This is a genomic window from Nonomuraea sp. NPDC049624, assembly GCF_040675255.1.
Taxonomy (GTDB): domain Bacteria; phylum Actinomycetota; class Actinomycetes; order Streptosporangiales; family Streptosporangiaceae; genus Nonomuraea.
Genome location: NZ_JBFAOR010000019.1, coordinates 16,798 through 33,931, shown reverse-complemented (window position 1 = coordinate 33,931; position 17,134 = coordinate 16,798). Strand labels below are relative to the sequence as shown.

The following is a 17,134-nucleotide window of genomic DNA, read 5'->3' as shown; positions in this document are numbered from 1 at the left end:
GAGCCAATCAGCGTTTCGGTGCTTACCCGGGCCCCGGCGCTCCCAGGCCTGCAGGAGTTGACCGATGCAGCAAGGTGACACCGTCGCGATCGTCATGCCGTCGGGGCCGCCCTCACCCGTCCTGTTCCAGCGCGGCGTCGAGCGGCTGGAGGCCCTCGGGCTGAAGGTGGTGGCCGGGGCGCACGCGCTCGACCGCCAGGGCCTCGACTACCTGGCCGGCCAGGACGCCGCCCGCGCCGCCGACCTCCAGGCCGCCTGGTGCGACCCGGCCGTGTCGGTGGTGTTCTGCGGCCGGGGCGGCTACGGCGCGGCCCGGCTGCTCGGCCTGCTCGACTGGGACGCCATGCGCGCGGCCGGGCCCAAGGTGCTGGTCGGGTCGAGCGACATCACGGCCCTGCACAACGCCTTCGCGATCGAGCTGGGCGTGCCGACGCTGCACGGGCCGATGACCGCCTGCGACACGATCGCCGCCGAGCAGGGCCCCGAGCCGCGTTCGTGGGAGAGCCTGTGGGCGGCGCTGGCCGGGGAGAGCGCGACCGTGCGGGGCGACCGGGTGCTGGCGCCAGGACGGGCCGAGGGCGTGCTCACCGGGGGCAACCTGTCGCTGCTGGCCTCGATGTGCGGCACCCGGTACCAGCCCTCCTTCGACGGCAAGCTGGTGCTGCTGGAGGACATCGGGGAGGAGCCGTACCGGATCGACCGGATGCTGACGCAGCTGCTGCAGGCCGGGGCGTTCGACGGTGTGCGGGGCATCGCGCTCGGGTCGTGGGTGGACTGCGGCGACCCGTACCCGGTGCTGGCCGACCGGCTGGCGCCGCTCGGGGTGCCCGTGGTGGCCGGGCTTCCGGTGGGGCACGGGTCACCACAGATGAGCGTGTGGCTGGGGGAGCTTGGGGTTATCGATACCGAATCGTGCTCCCTGGCTGGTCCGTTCCGCGACGGCGAGCAGGCAAGGTAGGAAGACACCGAAAGGGACGAATCCGGCAGAGGGGACGGTGTGTGAGCTTCTTCAGGCGTGACCGGGAGCCCTCCCGCCGGCCGATCGAGGACGTCGACCTCGACTCCCTGCTCGGCCTCGTCGCGGAGTCCCTGGGGTTCGTGTGCGAGTTCGCCCGCGACGGCGCGTCGCTGACCCTGCGCGGCGACGGCGTCGCGGAGCTGGTGGTGAAGCTGACCGGGCTGCGCCGCGAGGCCGGGCGCCGGGCCAGGGAGGACTGGCCGGTGCTGGTCTCCGAGCACCTCGCGCACGCCCTGGCCACCGCGGACGAGCGTTACGACGCCTGCGACCTCGACCAGGCCGCGCCCCTGCTGCGCACCCGGGTGGAGGCGGTGGACGAGGTCCCCGACCTGACCCGGGTGGTGGGGCGGCACCTCAACGCCGACCTGGTGGAGCTGCTGACCGTCGGCTCGCGCCTGGTGCGGCCCGAGGAGGCCGGCTGCTGGCCCGTCCCGACGGCTCAGGCGCTCGACCTGGCCGTGGCGAACGTCCGGCGGGCCGAGCGGCTGGAGGTCGAGCGCATCGAGCTGGGCGGCACGCCGGTGACCCGGCTGACCGGCAGGAGCCCGTCGGCCGCCACGCATCTGCGCTGGCTCGGCGACCACCTCACCGTGCCCGCCGACGGGGTGCTGGTGGTGCTGCCCGACCCGTACACGGTGCTGGTGCGCCCGGTGGACGGCATCGGGGTGGTGCGCGCCATCGAACGGCTGCGGGTGCACGCGGCCCGCACCGGCGGGCTGAGCGCGCAGGTCTACTGGTGGCACCAGGGACGGCTGACGCTGATCAAGGCCGACATCGTGGTGCAGCAGGGGCAGACGAGGCTGGTGGTGGCGCCGCCGCCGGAGTTCGCCCGCATCCTGGCCCGCCTGGCCGTCTGAGCGCCCTCCTTCCAGGGGGCGCCCTCGTCAGTGGCGGCCCTTTCATAGGTCGCCCTCGTCAGTGGCGGCTCTTTCGGGGGCGCCCTCGTCAGTGGCGGCGCAGGACCGCGCAGCGGGTGCGGATCGTCTCGGCCTCGGCGTCGCCGAGCGTCTCGTAGCACTCCACGGCCCGCCGCCAGGCGTCCAGGGCGCCCGCGCGGTCGCCGGCGGCGGCGTGCGTCTCGCCGAGCCGGACCAGCGTCTGGGCGGCAGGGTGCAGGTCGTCGCAGGACAGCAGGAGCGCGGCCGCCCGCTCGTAGCAGGCCACCGCGCCCGGGTGGTCGCCCTTGGCCTCCAGCACGTACGCGATGCTGTCCCACGCATGCCCCTCGCCCTGGGCGTAGCCGAGGTCGGCCAGGATGCGCTGCGCCCGGCAGCAGTCGGCGTACGCCTGGTCGTACTGGCCGAGCTGGGCACGCCACCAGCCCGCGGTGTTCAGCGCGCGGGCCTGGCCGATGGCGTCGCCGCCCTCCTCGAACAGCTCCTGGGCCCGCAACGCGTGCCGCAGTTCCTCGCCCGGCCGCACCCGGCCGACCGCGACGGCCTGGCCGAGGTGCAGGTGCGCCTCCAGGACCGGCTCGCCGAGGCCCCGGTGCAGCTCGATGGCCCGGTCGAAGTGCTCGACCGCCTGCCGGTCGGAGCCGAGCCTGGCGTGCGCGCGGGCCAGGCCGCTGTGGCATCCGGCCTGCGCCAGCCGGTCGCCGAGCCGCGCGGCGCACTCCAGCGCCACCGTCTGGACGCGCAGGCTCTCCTCCCACAGGCCGCGGCGCTGCATGAACTCGCCGAACCCCCAGGCGAGCTGCCAGGCGTGCCGGTCCAGCCCCGCCCGCGCGGCCTCGCCCACCAGCGCGGGCAGCACCGCCGACTCCGTGGCGTACCAGCTCAGAGCCTCTTCCGGGCCGGTGAAGCGCTCCGGGGTGACGCCGCGGGCCGGCCGCCCCCGCCGGACGTGCTCACGGTAGGGGTAGCAGACGGCGCTGGCCGCGCAGGCCGAGTGCAGGTAGTGGTCCAGCAGGCGGCGGATCGCGGCCCCGCGGGCGGCGCGCCGGTCGGTGCTGCGGGCCTGCTCGACGGCGTAGGCCCGCAGCAGGTCGTGCAGCCTCGGGCGGTCGCGGGCGGACAGCTCGACGAGGTTGGCCCGGTGGAGCAGGTCCACGAGCCTGCGGGTCCGCTCCACGGGCAGGCCGGCCAGGCTCGCGACCGCGGCCGGCGGGAGGTGCGGCGGCGCCTGCCCGAGCAGGCGGAACAGCCGCGCCGCCTCCTCCGGCAGCTCCCGGTACGACCGGCCGAACACGGCCCGCAGGTCGATCGCCGGATCGGCGTCGGCGAACGGCTCCAGGTCGGCGCCCGCGCGTTCCAGATCGGCGGCGATGTCGGCCAGCGGCAGGTCGGACCGGCGTACCGTCCGGGCGGCCACGATGGCCAGAGCCAGCGGCAGCCGGCCGCACCGGTCGACGATCAGCTCCGCGGCCTCGGGCTCGGCGGCCAGGCGCGCCTCGCCCACCCGGGCGGCCAGGAGCTGGCGGGACTCCTCGGCCGTGAGGGTGTCCAGATGCAGCAGGGACGCGCCCATGGTGACCGACAGCGCGGGCAGCTCCGCCCGGCTGGTGATCAGCGTCAGGCAGCCGGGCGCGGTGGCCAGGAGCGGGGTGACCTGGTCGGCGGCGCGGGCGTCGTCCAGCAGGACGAGCACCCGGCGGGTGGCCAGCAGGCTGCGGTAGAGCCCGGTCCGGTCCTCGAAGCCCAGCGGGATCCGGGACTCCGGCACGCCGAGCGCGCCCAGGAAACGGGACAGGACGGCGGCGGCGTCGGCCGGGTCGAGGCCGCCGAGACGGGCGTGGAGCTGGCCGCCGGGGTACCGGTCGCGGTGGTGGTGCGCCCAGTGCAGCGCCAGCGAGGACTTGCCGACGCCGGGCGGCCCCGAGATCACGCAGACGGCCGCGGCGCCGGCCAGGCGCGCCAGCTCGGCCTCGCGGCCCACGAAACCGGCGAGCCCGGCGGGCAACTGCGCGGGAACGGGCGGCGCGGTCACATTCGCCGCGTCCTCGCGGGTGCGGCCCGTCCCGCCGGTTCGCAGGAGCAGGTGGTGGAGGTCGCGCAGGGCGGCGCCGGGTTCGACGCCCAGCTCCTCGGCCAGGGTGCGGCGTACGGCGGCGTAGCGGGCCAGCGCCTCGGCGGTCCGGCCGCCCTCGTGCAGCGCCTCGATGAGCGCGCCGGCCACCAGCTCGTCCAGCGGGTACGCCTCGGCCAGCGGCGACAGTGCCGCGACCGCGGCCCCGGGGTCCTCGGCCGACACCGTACGGGCCCAGCGCAGCACGACCTCCTTGCGCTCCTCCCACAGCCGCCGCCGCACCCGCTCGGTCCATTCGCCCGGCAGCCCCGCCAGCGGGTCGCCGCGCCACAACGCCAGCGCCTCCTCCAGCGGCGGACGGGGATCGGCCGCCGTCGCCGCCCCCTCGGCCAGGCTCCGGAAACGCCGCAGGTCCACGCCCGGCTCGGCCACGTCGAGCAGGTAGCCGCCGACCTGGCGCAGCACGCGGCCCTCGTCGCCGAGCACCTCCCGGCGCAGCCGGGTGATGATCGTGTGCAGCGTGTTCCGCGCGCCCGGCGGCACGTGCTCACCCCAGATCCGGGCCAGCAGCGTCTCGACGGGCACGACCCGGCCCGCCTCCCAGGCCAGCGCGGCGAGCGCGAGCGCGGCCTGCGGGGGGCGTACCGGTCCGGTCTGATCCGCGCGCTCCAGCTCCACCGGTCCGAGCAACCGAATCATCATGATCTTCAAGCCTAATCAAGGGGCGCCGGTTCATCCCCTGTTGTCACGTCTTCGAGACGGCATTGAGAGGTCATTGAGAAATCGCTCAGGCGGCCGGGTGAGGTTACCCGGGTCAGTCCGTCCTCCCGCCGGGCGGCGCCGCCGCCCTGGTGCGGGCGCGACGGCGTCGGCCCTCCCGGGCGCGTCGCCCGGGAGGGCCGGTCCACTACGGGGCCTGGTGGCCCACGTACTCGCGCAGGTGCACGGCGGTGAGCGAGTCGCCCTTCGCCACCAGCTCGGCCGGGGTGCCGGTGAACACCACCTGGCCGCCGTCGTGGCCGGCGCCCGGACCCAGGTCGACGATCCAGTCGGCGTGGGCCATCACCGCCTGGTGGTGCTCGATGACGATGACCGTGTTGCCGTCGTCCACCAGCCGGTCGAGCAGGGACAGGAGCTGGTCCACGTCGGCCAGGTGCAGGCCGGTGGTGGGCTCGTCCAGCACGTACGTGGTGCCGTTCCTGGCCATGTGGATGGCCAGCTTGAGCCGCTGGCGCTCGCCGCCCGACAGCGTGGTGAGCGGCTGGCCGAGCCCGAGGTAGCCCAGGCCGACCGAGTGCAGGCGGTCGAGGATCGTCCTGGCCTGGCCGCTGGGGAAGAACTCGCGCGCCTCGGCCACCGGCATCTCCAGCACCTCGCTGATGTTCTTGCCGCGCAGCCGGTACGTCAGCACCTCCGGCGTGAACCGCCGCCCCTCGCACGCCTCGCACACCGAGGCCACGTCGGCCATCATCGCCAGCTCGGTGTAGATCAGGCCGATGCCCTTGCAGGCCGGGCAGGCGCCCTCGGAGTTGGCGCTGAACAGGGCCGGCTTGACCCCGTTGGCCTTGGCGAACGCCGTGCGGATGGGGTCCAGCACGCCCGTGTACGTGGCCGGGTTGCTGCGCCGCGACCCGCGGATCGGCGACTGGTCGGCGACCACCACGCCCTCGCGGCCGGACACGTACCCGTGGATGAGGGAGCTCTTGCCCGAGCCGGCCACGCCCGTGACGACGGTGAGCACCCCGAGCGGGATGTCCACGTCCACGCCGCGCAGGTTGTGCAGCGTGGCGCCGCGCACCTCCAGCTGCCCCTTGGCCGGGCGGACGGAGGCGCGCAGCGCGGCCCGGTGGCCGAGGTAGCGGCCGGTCAGGGTGCCCGAGGCGGGCAGCCCGTCGAGGTCGCCGGCGTAGCAGATGCGGCCGCCGCCGGTGCCCGCGCCGGGACCGAGGTCCACGATGTGGTCGGCGATCTCGATCACCTCGGGCTTGTGCTCGACCACGAGCACGGTGTTGCCCTTGTCGCGCAGCTGGAGCAGCAGGTTGTTCATCCGCTGGATGTCGTGCGGGTGCAGCCCGGCCGTCGGCTCGTCGAAGACGTAGGTGACGTCGGTCAGGCTGGAGGTGAGGTGCCGCACCATCTTCACCCGCTGGGCCTCGCCGCCCGACAGCGTGCCGGACTCGCGGTCGAGGCTGAGGTAGCCGAGGCCGATCTCGACCAGCGAGTCCAGCGTGTCGCGCAGCCCCTGGAGCACCGGGCCCACGCTCGGGTCGTCGATGCCCTTGACGAACTCGGCCAGGTCGTTGATCTGCATGGCCGAGCAGTCGGCGATGTTGCGGCCGTCGATGCGGGAGGACCGGGCGGCCTCGTTCAGGCGGGAGCCGCCGCAGGCGGTGCAGCCGGTCAGCTTGAGCGCCCGGTCGGCGAAGGCGCGCGCCTGCGGCTGCATCGACTCGCGGTCCTTGGCCAGGTACTGGCGCTTGACCTTGGTGACCAGCCCTTCGTAGGTGAAGTTGCTGGTGCCGTACTTGATCTTCGTGGCGGGCTTGTCGAGCAGGTCCGCCCACTGCTCGGGGGTGAAGTCGCGCAGCTTGGTGTCGGGGTCGTACAGGCCCGAGCCGACCATGATCTGCCAGTACCAGGTGTCGACCGCGTACCCCGGGATCTTGATGGCGCCCTCGTTCAGCGACTTGTCCCGGTCCACCAGCTCGTCGACGTCGACGCCGGCGACCTTGCCGAGCCCCTCGCACTCGGGGCACATGCCCTCGGCGCGGTTGAAGCTGAACGCGAACGGCGGCCCGACCTGCGGGGAGCCCAGCCGGCTGAACAGGATCCGGAGCATCGTGTAGGTGTCGGTGGCGGTGCCCACGGTCGAGCGGGCGTTGGCGCCCATCCGCTCCTGGTCCACGATGATCGCCGCGCTGAGGTTCCGCAGCGAGTCCACGTCGGGACGGGCCAGGCTCGGCATGAAGTTCTGGACGAACGTGGTGTACGTCTCGTCGATCAGCCGCCGGGACTCCGCGGCGATCGTGTCGAAGACGAGCGAGGACTTCCCCGAGCCGGACACGCCGGTGAACACGGTGAGGCGGCGCTTGGGCAGGTCGAGGTCGACGCCGGTGAGGTTGTTCTCGCGGGCGCCGCGGACCTGGATGACGTCGTGGCTGTCGGCGGCGGTGTGATCGGCGGATCGGGTGCGTACGGCGTCGGGCTTGGCGCTGGAGGCCACGGAATCCCTTCTTGTCACATCAAATGGGGAGCGGGTAGGCGATCGTACCGTACGCAGTACGGTCGCCGTGGGGCTCAGCGGGATCTGGCGACCAGCGACGTGACGAGCGAGGCGGCCAGGGGCAGCAACGTCAGGCCGGCCAGGAACATCAGCCCGACCGGCCACAACCCCTGCCCGCCCCCGCGCAGCTCGCCCACCACCCCGGCGGCGAAGTGCACGAAGAACGGCGCGGCGGCGACGGCCCCCCACAACGGATGCGGAACGGCCCACGCGGCCAGCCCGGCCAGGACCGCCAGCGCGGCGAAGGCCGGAACGAGCGCCGGGGAGTCCAGGACGTCCTTCGTCGCGCCGGGCGCGACCACGGGCGCGGTGAGCACGCACAACGCCACGGCGGCGACGCCTCCGGCGATCAGGATCACGGCCCACAGCAGGGCGGAACGCGGCATCTCTCTCCTCACACAGGTGGTGAGGGCCAGCATGCCCGAGACGAGGACGGGGACACGAGCGCTCGGATACTCAACCCGTCTGAGGAGAACCGGCAAGCGACCGAGCCTCCAGCCGGGCCGCGGCCGCCGCCGCCGGGTCGCCCGCCGCCGCGTACGCCTCGGCCAGGCTGTCCAGCGCCCCCGCCAGGAACTCCTGCCAGCCCCGCGCGCGCCACAGCCGCACCGACTCCTCCAGGTGCGCGACGGCCTCCTGCACCCGGCCCTCGGCCAGGTCCACCGCGCCCAGCACCCACAGCGCGTCGGCCCGGTGGTGGGCCAGCCGGTGGGAGCGGCTCAGCAGCTCGGCCGCCTCGGCGACCGCCCTGGCCCGCGGGTCGTGGTGGCCGGCGTACAGCTTGGCCAGCGCGACCAGGCCCATCGCCTCCAGCAGCGGGTCGCGGATCTGCCGGTAGATGGCCAGCGCCCGCACCATGTACTCCAGCCCGGCCTCGAACTCCTTGGCGTGGGCGTGCGCGAGGCCGAGGAACTGCAGGGTCGTGGCCTCGAAGCGGGGGTTGCCGAGCTTGGCGGCCAGGTCGAGGCCGCGCAGCAGGTGGACGATGGCCATCCTGATGTCCCTGGTGCCGTAGGCGACCGCCATGCACACGTGCGCCCTGGCCTCGCCGCCCTGGTGGCCGCTGCGTTCGGCCAGCTCCAGCGCGAGGCGGCCCGAGCGCAGGCCCTGCGCCATGTCGCCCCTGGCGGCCTCGCCCCAGGCGCGCAGCACGTACGCGTCGGACAGGCCGCGCCGCTCGTCCAGCTCGGTGAACATGGCGATCAGGCGCTCGGCGCCGTCGTACTGGGCGGCCATGGCGCCGCCGGTCTCGGTCCAGGTGGTGGCGTGCATGAGGCCGCGCCTGATCACCGCCTCGCCCAGCCGGTCGCCGGCGGCCAGGCAGGCGGCCAGCACCCGCTCGTGCAGCGCCCGCCAGTCGTCGAACAGGCCGCTGACGTCGAAGTAGCGCTCGGCGCAGCAGGCGGTGTCCCAGGCGACCTCGGCCAGGCCGAGCGCGCACGCCTGCCGGATCGCCGCGACCAGCGCGGTGCGCTCGGTGTCGAACCAGGCCATCGGGTCCTGCCGGATCTCCCACGGCGTGCCGTCGGGCGAGCTCCAGCGCGGGGCCGAGCCGTGGATGATGGCCGAGGAACTGCCCTGGACGCGTTCGGTCGCCTGCTCGGCCAGCGCCAGCCAGCCGCCGAAGGCCCGGCCGAGCGCCGCCGCGACCGCCTCGGGCCGGTCCTCCAGCTCGGCGCGTTCGCGGGCGTACAGGCGGACCAGGTCGTGGAAGCGGTAGCGCGGCTGCCCGGCCGGATCGACGCCGCTGATCAGCACGAGCTGGGTGTCCACCAGCGACTCCACCAGCTCCTCGCCCACCGGTACGGGCACGTCCAGCAGCGCGCCCGCCACCCATCCGGCGAAGTCGGGCACCTCCAGCGTGCCCAGCAGCCGGAAGGCCCGCCGCGCGGCCGGTTCCAGTCCCACGTAGCTGAGCGCCAGGCTCGCCCGGACCGCCAGGTCGCCGGTCGCGAACTGGTCGAGCCGCCGTCGTTCGTCCTTGAGCTGCCCGGCCAGCCGGGTCAGCGGCCAGTGCGGCCGGGCCACCAGCCGGGCCCCGGCCACCCGCACGGCCAGCGGGATCCCGTCGGAGAGCCGGACGATCTCCGCCGCCGCCTCCGGCTCGGCCTCCACCCGCCCCGCGCCGGCGATCCTGGCCAGCAGGCGCACGCCCTGCCGCAGGTGCAGCACCGACAGCTCGATCAGGGCGGCGCCGGACAGGCCGCTCAGCCTGGCCCTGCTGGTGATGATGACGGCGCAGCCGGACGTGCCGGGCAGCAGCGGGCGCACCTGCTGCTCGGAGGCGGCGTTGTCGAGCACGATCAGCATGCGCCGCTCGGCCAGGCTGCTGCGGAACAGCGCGGCCCGTTCGTCCACGCTCTCGGGCAGCGTGGAGCGCGGCACGCCGAGCGCGGTGAGGAAGGCAGCCAGCACCTGTCCGGGGTCGGCGGGGCTGGCCTCGGCGCCGTGCAGGTTCGTGTGCAGCTGGCCGTCGGGGTAGTGGCGGGCGATGCGGTGCGCGGCGTGCACGGCCAGCGTGGTCTTGCCGACGCCGCCCATGCCCGCGATCACGCACATCCGCACCTGGCCGGGGCCCTGCGACGGTTCGTCGCCGAGCAGGGAGGTGAGCTGGGCGAGCTGCTCGCCGCGTCCGGTGAAGTCGGAGATGTCGGTCGGGAGCTGGGCGGGGGAGCGCGCCGCTGGCCCGGCGGCGCCACCGGCGCCGCCGGCCGCGCCGCCGGGGGCCGGGCCGAGGGTGCCGGTGAGGATGGCCTGGTGCAGGCGGTTGAGCTCGGCGCCGGGGTCGAGGCCCAGCTCGGCGGCGAACACCCGGCGGGCCTCGCGGTAGCTGGCCAGCGCCTCGGCCTGCCGTCCGGACCGGGCCAGGGCGAGCATGAGCTGGCGGCGCGGGCGTTCGCGCAGCGGGTGCTCGGCGACCAGCTCGGTCAGCTCCGCGATGAGCACGGCGTGCAGGCCGCGGGCCAGGTCGGCCTCGATCCGGTGCTCCAGGGCGGCCAGGCGCTCCTCCTCCAGGCGGCGGGCGTGGTCGCGCAGCCCGGCGGTGAGGTTCAGCCCCGCGTAGACGGGCCCGCGCCACAACTCCAGCGCCTGCCGCAGCAGCGCGGCGGCCTGTTCGTGGTCGCCGCCGGACAGCGCGTCGCCGCCCCGGCCGGCCAGGGTCTCGAAGCGTTCGGCGTCCAGCTCGCCGGGGTGCACGGCCAGCACGAATCCGGCGTCGGTGCGGGTGATGCGGTCCTGGCCGAGCGTCCGGCGGAGCTGGTGCACGTACAGGCGGAGGTTGTCGGCGGCGGTGCGCGGCGGGCGCTGCTCCCACAGGGCCTCGACGAGCGTGGCGGGGGAGACCGGGCGGCCGGCCCGGCACAGGAGCTCGGCCAGCAGGGTGCGCTGCTTGCCGACGCCGAGCGGCAGCGGCCCTTGGTCACCCGAGACGTGAAGCGGCCCAAGTACGGCGAACTCCATCGCGCTCCCCGCAAGGACGTTGGTGCACAAGGAAGATCAAAGCTGCTTCAATGTGCATCAACGTCCGACTCCCGTCAACCCTGCGCCGACCGGGAGAAAAAGGCACCGGCGGGAGCCTTTCGTGGTAGCTCCCGCCGGTGGTTCATCCTAGGTCACGGGTGGCCGAAGGCGACCACCGAAAGGAAGTACGCGTACGCGATGCTGCGACATGTCCCCTTGAAGAAGTAGTGGGAGCAGACGCCCCAGTACAGGACGTAATAGAAGATGTAGTCGACCTGGTACTTGCTGTGGATATACCCCATATTGCGCAGGGCGTACCCGTAGTCGTGCATCATGCACGCCTGCCGGAAGTCGTAGCCGAGCGGCTTGTCGGGTGACTTGGTGCAGTAGTCGTAGTACACGCCGCGCACCCACCAGCCGGCCGGCGTCTTCTTCCAGTGCACGTAACGCCAGCTGCCGTGGTAGTAGGCGTAGCTGACGCCGCAGTGGTTGAAGGCGAAGTGCCAGAAGTTGGTGCACCAGTACCACTTCTTGCCGTCCAGGTCGGCGTTGGAGGTCGGCGACTGGTTGGCGTAGTCGTAGGCGTTGGCGCTGCCGCCCTCCACCGGGTCGGTCTGCAGGAACCGGCCCAGTCTGGGCTGGTAGAGCCGCACGCCCATGAGGATCGTGCCGTCGGGGGTGTCGGCGGCCCGCTCGGCCGCGCCGTGCCAGCCGTAACGCATCGCGGGCTGGCCGGCGCGCGGGTTGCCGAACTCGTCGAAGTCCAGCGCCAGCGGCACGCCGTCGGCGTAGACCACGTTGATGTCGTCGTGCAGGTTCGTCAGCTGCAGCCGCACGTCCCCGGTCGCCGAGGTGACCGCGGCCAGGCCGCCGGAGATGGAGTGCACGTTCCTGGTGACCACGCCGCCCTCCACGACCCAGGCGGGCGTGTCGTCGTCGGCGTCGAAGTGCTCGACCCGCTTGCCGGCCGCGCTCCACGTGCCGCCGGACAGCTGCTCCAGCGTGGTGGTGTTGCGGCGCAGCTCCGGGTCCAGCGTGTACGACTGCCGCACCGCCCCCGACGTCATCTGCCGCACCAGGTCGGTGGTGTAGTACTCCGCCTTCAGCCCGGCCGGCGTGGCCGTGGTGCGGCCGTAGGCGTCGTACTCGTAGCCGGCGTCGGCCAGCCGGTCGCCGCCGTCGTAGGCGTGGTTCTCGGTGACCGCCCCCGAGCCGTCGCAGGCGCTCGTGGTCAGCCCCGTCCTGTTGGAGTTGGCGTCGTAGCCGTAGGCCCGGCGCGAGCACAGGCCGCTCACGGTGTCGTCCACCGAGGCGATGCGGCCCAGTTTGTCGTAGCCGATCCTCTGGGCGGACAGCCCGTTGTGGCTCACCTGCTGGCCGTGGATCGACCAGGTCACCGAGTCGTCCAGCAGCCGCGCACCCGCCGCGGTCCGGTAGACCCGCGAGACCGGCGCGCCGGACGGGTCCCGGGCCAGGTCGTAGGACAGGCCGCCCGGCAGGTTCTCGTGGCTGATCGAGCCGTCGACGGTGTACGTGGCGGTGAACGTCCCGGCCACCGAGTCGGTCATGGTGGACAGCGCGCCGCGCACGTCGTCGTAGGCGTAGGTGACCGTCGAGGGCGCGCCGTCGGTCTTCCTGGTGATGCGGTCGAGGGCGTCGTACTCGACCCTGGTGACGCCGCCGTCGGCGTCGGTGTAGGACGTCTGGCGGCCCAGCGCGTCGTACTCGCGGGTGATCGAGGTGCCGTTGGAGGCCGTCGTCCTGACCGCCCGCCCGGCCGCGTCGTAGGTGGTGCTCACCTCGGGCACCGCCGTCCCGGCCCCGCCGGACACGACCGTCCTCACGATGTCGCCCGCCGGGTTGTACGTGGTCGTCGTGGTCCTGGTCACGCCGTTGGCCGTCTCGGTCACCGACGACACGCGGCCGCCGGGCTCGTAGGCGTACACCTTGGTGACCAGCTCGGCCGGACGGGTGCCGCTGTCGCCGACGCCCGTCTTCGACCTCGTCCGGCACAGCTGCCCGGCCCACTCGGCCTTGCCGCCGCACGCGCCGGTGCCGTCGGCGGTGTAGTACTCGCTGGTCGTGGTGCCCGCGTCGTCGCCCGACGACTTCGGCATCGTGGTGGCGACCACCCGGCCGTCGGAGTCGTACGTCGTGGTCTTGGTGATCGCCAGGCCGCCGGGGTCCTCCACCGTCCTGACGCTCTTGCCGGTGTTCCAGTCGTAGTACGTCCGGCTCGTGCGCACGTCGGCGTCGGCGGCCGCGCCGGGCACGTACGCGCCCGCCGCCACCGTCGTGGCCAGGTTCGACACCTTGGCGTCGGCCGGCCGGCCCTCGTCGAAGGTGTTGACCGTGTGCTTCCTGGCCGCGACCTGCGTGCCGTTCAGCGTGACCAGGTGCAGCGGGCCGAGCTCGGAGACCATCCGCTGCCCGTCGGAGCTGTAGGCGGACTCCTCGGCCAGCAGCCGCGCCCGGTCGGCGGGCGAGGCGTTGAGCAGGCCGAGCCGGGTCAGCTCGGCGCCCGCGTCCGGCGTCTGGGCCAGGGCGAGCGCCCTGTTGCCGGCCGACAGCGACAACACCGTGTTGCCCTGCGCGTCGTACTGGCTGGTGGAGACCGCGCCGCCGGGCTCCACCCGGTTGACCGTCTGCCCGGAGGCGTTCAGGTAGGTGATCGTGGCGCGGCCGTAGTCGGAGGCGGCCAGGCCGCCGCGCCCGGTGTGGTTGGCCGGCACCTGGTCGGCCGGGAAGATCGCGGTCGCGTCCACCGGGGAGTCGCTCTGCCCCCAGGCGGCCGTGGCCGTCTCGCTCATCCCGTACGGCGCGCCCGTCCCGCTGATCGGCACGTCGTAGACCACCGACGTGACCGCGGTGCCGTTCGTCTCGCTCGGCGTGCCGGGCCGCAGCGTCGGGCGGGAGACGGCGAGCAGCATGCCGTCCGCGGCGGTGTCGGCGTTGCCGGCCTTGCCGTAGGCGAACGTCCACGGCAGCTCGCCGGGCGGGGTGTAGCGGTTCACCCGGCCGCCGAGGTCGTAGTCGTAGCGCGTCCTGATGTCGGGGGTGGCCGGGTTCCACTGCTCGCGCAGGCGGCCCAGGTCGTCGTAGCGGTACTCCGACAGGCCCAGCGGCGCGCTCGCGCCGCCCTCCCACAGGCTGATCGCCTTGACCTGCCCGGCCACGTCGCCGAGCTGCGCGCCCGCCGTCGTGGTGGTGGCGTAGTCCAGCTTGATCAGGCGGCAGCCCTGCGGCAGGCTCGCCAGCGTGTCCACGTCGCAGTCGGCCTGCGTGTACGACGGCGCGATGATCTTGACCGGCCGGGCCAGCGCCTTGCCGTCCGAGCCGGTCACCGACTGCCACACGAACGCCGTGCTGCCCTTGCCGCTGGCCGGGTAGACCGCCCGCACCAGGTAGATCGGGGCGGCGGCGTCCACCTTGGCGAACACCGTGCGCTCGGCCGAGTTCGCGTCCGACAGGGTGTAGCGGTCGGCCGCGGCGTCGAAGGTCAGCTTCAGGCTCGCCGCGTCCTGCTGCGGCTCGTACGAGCCGTCGGCGTTCTTGGTGAAGGCGACCGCCGAGCCCTCGCCGGTCAGCTCGACCGAGGTGGCGGAGGTGGCCCGGAGCTGGGCGAACGTGCCCTGGCCCGACTGGGCGAGCCCGGTCGGCGTCCACTCGGTGCCGAAGATCGCCGCCACGCCCGGCAGCGCCGAGCCCTTGCGCGGGTCACGCGAGGAGAACGAGCGCATCAGGCCGATGCCGTACACGTTGGCGTCCGTGGCGGCCATCCTGAAGTCGCCGGTCAGCGTGTTGACCGAGCCGGGGCCGACCGGCTGGGTGGAGGCGCCCTCGCCGTCCCGGTCCACGATCAGGTCCACCGGCTGGGAGGCGGCCGTGCCCGAGGAGGTGACGAACTCGGCCCTGATCTCGATCGAGCCGTCCTCGGCCAGCGTGTGCGTGGTGTCCCAGACCAGCTCGGGCGAGGCGCCCGCGCTCATCGCCACCGGCCAGGCGATCGCCGACCCGTCGGACTTCCTGCGCACGTCGGCTGCCGGCACCTGGTGCCAGGAGTCGGCCTCGCCGCGCCGGTAGGAGAAGGTGACCGCGCTCAGCCCCGCGCTGCCCGTGGCCGACAGGACCGTCCGGCGGGCGGTGGACTGCCCGTCCTTGGGCGAGGTGACCGCCGAGCCGCCCGCGTTGAACGCGTACGTCGTCGCCTCCGACAGGTTGCCCGCCTTGTCCTTGACCCACGCCTTGAGCGTGTGCGGGCCGTCGGCGGGCGGCGTCCAGCTCACCGTGTGCGGCGCGCCGGAGTTGGCGGCCGACTGCTGGGCGCCGCCGTCGAAGGACCACAGCACCGAGGACGCGTCGGCCGAGGCCGGCGTGATGGTGAATTGTCCGGCCTGGCCCGCGCCCTTGGCCCACGCGTCCTCCGGGTAGTCGGCGGAGGACACCTCGGGGGCGGGCGGCGGGGCGGCGTCCACCGTGAAGGCGAACCACGCCGACCAGGGACCGTAGTCCGTGCCGTCGTACGAGCGCACCCGCCAGGCGTACGACGTGCTCGCCAGGGCCGTGCCGGCCTTCCAGGAGGCGGTGGCGCCGTTCGCCACGTTCGCGGCCGAGCCGCCGGTCACCTTGGTCGCGTGGTCGGCCGTCCAGATCTCGAAGTCGGCCCGCTGCGCCTGCCCGTCGGCGTCGCTCACCTTGGCCGACAGCGTCGGCTGCGCCGCCCCCACCACGGCCGGGCTGGCGCACACCGAGCAGGGCGCGACGGCCAGGGCCGACGGCGTGCCCGGCAGCGAGTTGTAGGTGATCGCGATGTTGGGGTTGTTGGCGAAGCGCTTCCAGTAGTAGTTGTCGGTCTCGCTGCCGGCCTTGACCATGAAGGTGACCGACGTGCCGTTCGCGCTCACCACGCTCTGCACCGCGCTGGTGACGTCCCAGCCGACCCAGGCCGCCGGGCAGCTCGACGCGCCGCCCTGACCGGCCGACGACCAGCCGTAGGCGACGTTCTTGGCGCCGATGTTGAGGTTCGAGGCGGGCTGGTTGTTCCACGTCGTGCCCGAGCCGACGGCCGCGGTCCTGTGCAGCTCGACGTTCCGCGCCGAGCAGGACCAGGCCCACGTCTCCTTGATGTTGAACGTGGCCGCCGTGACGTGCTTGCCGGCCAGGCCCGACAGGCCCATGTTGAAGAACGAGCGCCGCTTGTAGCCGCCGCCGTTGCTGGTGCCGGCCGTCGCGTCGTTCGCCGAGTTCCAGTACGCGCTGGTGGGATAGGCCGAGTCCACGTACGTCCAGCCGGACTTGGCCGAGGTGAAGCTCGGGTCGATCGTCACCGGGTAGACCGTGGCCGGGTCGGCCAGCAGCGCGGCGTCGGGGGTGACGCGCAGCTCGCGGCCCGACAGCCGCACGCCCATCCTGGCCCGCCGGCCCGGCTGGGCGGCCAGCGCCGGGGTGGCCGGGTTGCGGGTCATGGCCGACTCGGTGGCGGCGTCCCACATCTCCGGCGCCGCCGAGCCGAACACCGGCTCGCCCTCGGCGTCCAGGACCGAGACGTTGCCGTGCCTGTCGGTCCTGACCTCGCCCTTCTTCACCGACGTGGCGAACGTCAGCTCCTTCAGCGCCGGGTTCGCCGCGGCCTGCCGGGTCCTGACGACGAGCTTCTCGGCGAAGCCGTCCACGTCCGCGGTCAGCACCAGGTCCACGCCCGGCAGCACGTCGGGGTAGGTGGCGGTGGCGCCGTCCAGCACCGGCTTGGGCAGGGTGCCGAGCGGCGTGCCGAGGGTGAGCCGGGTGCCCCGCTCGGTGGCGGTGACCAGCGGGCCGTCGCCGCCGCCGGAGAAGCTGTAGGAGACCGCGGCGGCCTTCGGCGCGACCGTGCCGTCCTGGCCCGCCGCGAGCGTCGGGTCGGCGGGCACCCACGCCTCGCCCCGCCTGACCCGGACCGGGCGGTAGCGGTGCTCCTGGGTGACCGTGCCGGCCGGGTTGACGAAGAACTCGTCGGTCTCGGTGGTCAGCGAGACCGCCCTGATCCGCTTGCCGCAGACCGCCGCGGCCAGCCGGGCGGAGATCTCGGTGGGCATCTCGTCCGGGCAGGCGACCGCCGCCTGCGCCTTGACGGGCGCGGGCGGGGCGGCCCGCGCGGGAAGCGGCACGAGGGCCGTGGATGTCAGCAACAGGACGACGAGCGGCGGTAAGGGAGTCAGCCGCCTGGGTTTCTTCAACACCGTCCAACCTCCGCGGGGGGTGTAAGGCCGTTCGGTGCTCAGCGTGAGCAGCGGCTGTATAGGCGGCGTATAGATCGCGTAGGCGGCCAAAACCGGTTGCGGCGCGGCGCGGGCGGCTGTTGTACTTCCCGGCGGCACCGATCGCCGGACGAAGGAGCGGACCGATGAGGACAGCGTTCATGACCT

The 17,134-nt window shown here is 73.8% G+C and carries 7 protein-coding genes; 2 read left to right on the top strand and 5 right to left on the bottom strand.

Features of this window, described 5'->3' with window-relative positions; genetic code table 11:
* The first annotated feature begins 64 nt into the window (after window positions 1-64).
* Both AB0J76_RS45860 and AB0J76_RS45855 read left to right on the top strand, forming a co-directional pair.
* The gene (locus AB0J76_RS45860) at window positions 65-958 is read left to right on the top strand and encodes an LD-carboxypeptidase (RefSeq protein WP_352327783.1); all 894 of its coding nucleotides are present in this window, start codon (window positions 65-67) and stop codon (window positions 956-958) included.
* Between the two features lie 41 nt (window positions 959-999).
* A complete protein-coding gene (locus tag AB0J76_RS45855) occupies window positions 1,000-1,875 on the top strand; it encodes a hypothetical protein (RefSeq protein ID WP_352327782.1) in 876 nt (291 codons plus the stop codon).
* 88 nt (window positions 1,876-1,963) lie between these two features.
* Here the strand turns inward: AB0J76_RS45855 and AB0J76_RS45850 are convergent, their stop codons facing one another.
* The 5 genes from AB0J76_RS45850 to AB0J76_RS45830 all read right to left on the bottom strand — a co-directional run bounded on the left by AB0J76_RS45850 (window position 1,964) and on the right by AB0J76_RS45830 (window position 16,897).
* Window positions 1,964-4,687: a BTAD domain-containing putative transcriptional regulator gene (locus tag AB0J76_RS45850; RefSeq protein WP_352327781.1), complete on the bottom strand. Its 2,724-nt coding sequence runs from the start codon at window positions 4,685-4,687 to the stop codon at window positions 1,964-1,966.
* A gap of 205 nt (window positions 4,688-4,892) precedes the next feature.
* Complete coding sequence (locus AB0J76_RS45845) at window positions 4,893-7,208, bottom strand: excinuclease ABC subunit UvrA (protein ID WP_352327780.1); 2,316 nt, start codon at window positions 7,206-7,208, stop codon at window positions 4,893-4,895.
* Between the two features lie 74 nt (window positions 7,209-7,282).
* Window positions 7,283-7,654 carry a hypothetical protein gene (locus AB0J76_RS45840; protein WP_352327779.1) on the bottom strand — a complete coding sequence of 124 codons (372 nt, stop codon included), beginning with the start codon at window positions 7,652-7,654 and terminating at the stop codon, window positions 7,283-7,285.
* Window positions 7,655-7,724: 70 nt separating this feature from the next.
* A complete protein-coding gene (locus AB0J76_RS45835) occupies window positions 7,725-10,730 on the bottom strand; it encodes a BTAD domain-containing putative transcriptional regulator (protein WP_364393659.1) in 3,006 nt (1,001 codons plus the stop codon).
* Window positions 10,731-10,882: 152 nt separating this feature from the next.
* Window positions 10,883-16,897: a phospholipase A2 gene (locus AB0J76_RS45830; RefSeq protein WP_352327558.1), complete on the bottom strand. Its 6,015-nt coding sequence runs from the start codon at window positions 16,895-16,897 to the stop codon at window positions 10,883-10,885.
* Window positions 16,898-17,134 lie beyond the last annotated feature (237 nt).